Below are 2,750 nucleotides of genomic sequence, written 5' to 3'. Positions count from 1 at the left end.
GTCAGGTATTACGGCATTTGGAGTCCCACCTGTAGGGAGCAACTCGAGCACGCCCGCACGCTGCTGAGCACCTCGACGACTACCAATGCCGTCGACTCCGCTCCTGACACTCCGCCTACAGAACAAGCTCTTCAGTCGGCGCCCGCTCGCTGTCCCCTCTGCGGCATTGGACAGTTGCTCCTTGTTGAAGTGCTGCCGCCGGAACCCAAGGTGCCCCCATGATGATGATGGTGATACTCGCTCGAGGTTTGGGTAATCGCTGAGCGCCTGCTGCGCTCCTTGTATTAATAGGGCGCCCAGCTATTCCTCTGTCTGGCGCTGCTTTTGTGAGGCCAGGGGATCTGCTTTCAGGTGCTGATGGGGAAAGCCCCGCGCTTCTGGCCGCCTCGAAGCGGCTCAATCCTCCGGCTCAGAAGTAGCAAGCTCGCCACTCACCTCACGCAAAAAGGCATTGAAACTCCAAACAACGTAACTTGACCCGCGGATTCAGTTCAACCCCCGATTTTGTCGCGGCTCGAAGACTCGCGCGACAAGAATCCTTAATTCGTTGGGCGGCTTCTACGCGACAACATTCCACCCATCTAAATCTCCCGGCAGATTCAAATCCCATTTCGGATAAAAATGAGCAGCAGCCTCCGATGAGGTAAATGTCTTCTCGGTTTGTTCTGCCAGCAAATTCGGATTAATAGGATGATGTCTTTGCGCCCGATAGATATATCTCGATGGTGATTGACGCTCGATTACGCCGCCTTCCCAAACAGCTCCACCTGGAACAGCAGGCTTCCACTCACGCGGAAACCATTTCTCGGCTTCAAGGACTCTAGCAAGATGACGCACAACATCTGCGAGTTTGATCGGCGGATGAGGCCATAAGCCACGCTCAATTCTTTCAGGCATAGTCAGGTGTTCGCCTCGCAGCAAGAATGTAAGGGTTTCTGAGTCCAGTGATTCAATTCACCCAGCCGCGATGGCCGCGAAGGCAACTCCCTTCAGCGGCCCGCGAGGGACAGTCGGAACGCGACCATCTCCTCGCCGTTGCGAACCAGCAGTACATCGCCAGCCAGCACCGGGTGGTTCCATGTCTTGCCCTTGATCGCCGGGAACCGCGAGAGCTCCGTGAACTGGTTGGGGGTTGCCCCGACCAGCGCCAGCTCACCTTCCTCCGACAACAGCAGCAGCAAGTTCTGGTCGGGCAACAGGACGAGCTGGCCGTGACCGTAGCGTCCGCCCTTCCACTTGCGCTGGCCGTCCTTGAGGTCGATACACGCGATGTTGCTGCCGTCGAAGCCGAAGGCATGGCCATCATGAACGACGAAGTCGTTGAAGTAGGGATTCAGCCCCTCCGAGGTCCAGCGCTCTGCGACGGTCCATCCACCGGGTCCGTGCGCGACTGCAATGCGGCGCATGCCGTTTCCTTCGCCGTCGTTGACCAGAATGTCACCGTCTGCGGTCAGGGCCGGCTGCACGATGCGGGTGTTGCTCGATAATGGGTGTTCCCAGAGTCGCTTGCCATCGGATGGCGCAACGCTGGTCGCGCCAGTTCCGTTCAGCAACAAAATCTGCGGGACTCCATGGATCGTCACTAGATGTGGCGAGCTGTAGCCACCGCCGCCTTTCGGGCCGAACCAGCGCGGCTCGCCGGTGGCCAGGTCGTAGGCGACGAGCGTACCCGCGGTGGCGACGATGACGTCGTCGTCGATCACCAACGGCGAGCTCGCAAAACCCCAGCCCGGAACCTTCGTCTGGGTGTCGGACGCCGCATTGCGCGACCACATGACGGCGCCGTTACCGGCGTCGAGCGCGTTCACGATTCCGGTCCCACCAAATGTGTATACGCGACCGTTGCTAAGGGTCGGCGTCCCGCGCGGGCCGGCGCCACCATTCGACTCCCAGAACCGGGCCGCGTCGCTGTGTCTCCACACCGGCTTGCCGGTGGTCACGTTGTAGCAGGCGACGACCTCGTCGTCACCGCGCTGCTCCTGGGTGTAGAGGAGGTCGCCGCGGACCGCGAAGGACGACCAGGCCGGTCCGATCGGCCGGCGCCACAGCTCGACCGGCGGCGACTTCGACCAGTCCGTCTCGATCCGCACGCCGCGAATGATGCTGTCGCGTCCGGGCCCGCGAAAACCGGGCCAGTCGGCTCCCGTCTTCGCCGCTGCCGGAGCTGACGTAGGATTTGTCGGCTCGTCGCCGGCTTGGGCCAGGAGCAGCTCCTCGGGAGTCTTCGACCACCGCCACGCGAAATCGTTATCGAAGTTGGCTGTGAAGCCACCTGTCCGTATGAGCGTGAACACTGCGCACGCGAGCAGGATGGTCACCAACAGCGACGCGCGCCGAAGTCTGTCAGAAAGACGACGGGTGGCCACCGCCCAGGCTACTAAGGCGAGGCAAAGAACCGGGACGGCCAGGACAGGAAACAAATACCCCATGGCCCCATTCGCAATTGATACGTGGACGATGCGGAATGTAGCGAACAACGCGACGACCATCAGTACGAGGGCGCCCAAGCGCTCGAACCAACGCGCGCGGCTAAAGAACAACCACCACACGACAATACCCAATATGCCCAAGGCAGCGCCGAGCAACCCGTAGAGGGCCGCCTCGGGTGCGACGATGGGAACGACAAAACGGCCCAGCCCCAGCAGCGCCGCGGCGATCACGCCGGGCCACAGCCGGAGTGGTTTACGCGGCTTCTTCAGTGTCGGTTCGTGGGTATGCGTTGGTTCGTGGGTATGCGTCGGTTCGTTGGT

At 61.2% G+C, this 2,750-nt stretch carries 2 protein-coding genes; both read right to left on the bottom strand.

Going from position 1 to position 2,750, the window contains the following annotated elements; genetic code table 11:
* Nucleotides 1-558 precede the first annotated feature (558 nt).
* On the bottom strand, nucleotides 559-897 hold the full coding sequence (locus tag VES88_08645; protein ID HYN81555.1) for a hypothetical protein: 339 nt from the start codon (nucleotides 895-897) through the stop codon (nucleotides 559-561).
* Between the two features lie 92 nt (nucleotides 898-989).
* Nucleotides 990-2,750: PQQ-binding-like beta-propeller repeat protein (locus tag VES88_08640; GenBank protein HYN81554.1), on the bottom strand; the 1,761-nt coding region annotated here is incomplete at its 5' end.

The organism is Gemmatimonadaceae bacterium, assembly GCA_035633115.1.
Lineage (GTDB): Bacteria > Gemmatimonadota > Gemmatimonadetes > Gemmatimonadales > Gemmatimonadaceae > UBA4720.
Note: the sequence above shows the minus strand (reverse complement) of the source record. Positions and strands in the feature narration are given on the sequence as shown.

Coding starts and splice junctions, on each gene's coding strand:
- VES88_08645 (HYN81555.1), bottom strand. CDS start 897: ATGCCTGAAAGAATTGAGCGTGGCTTATGGCCTCATCCGCCGATCAAA.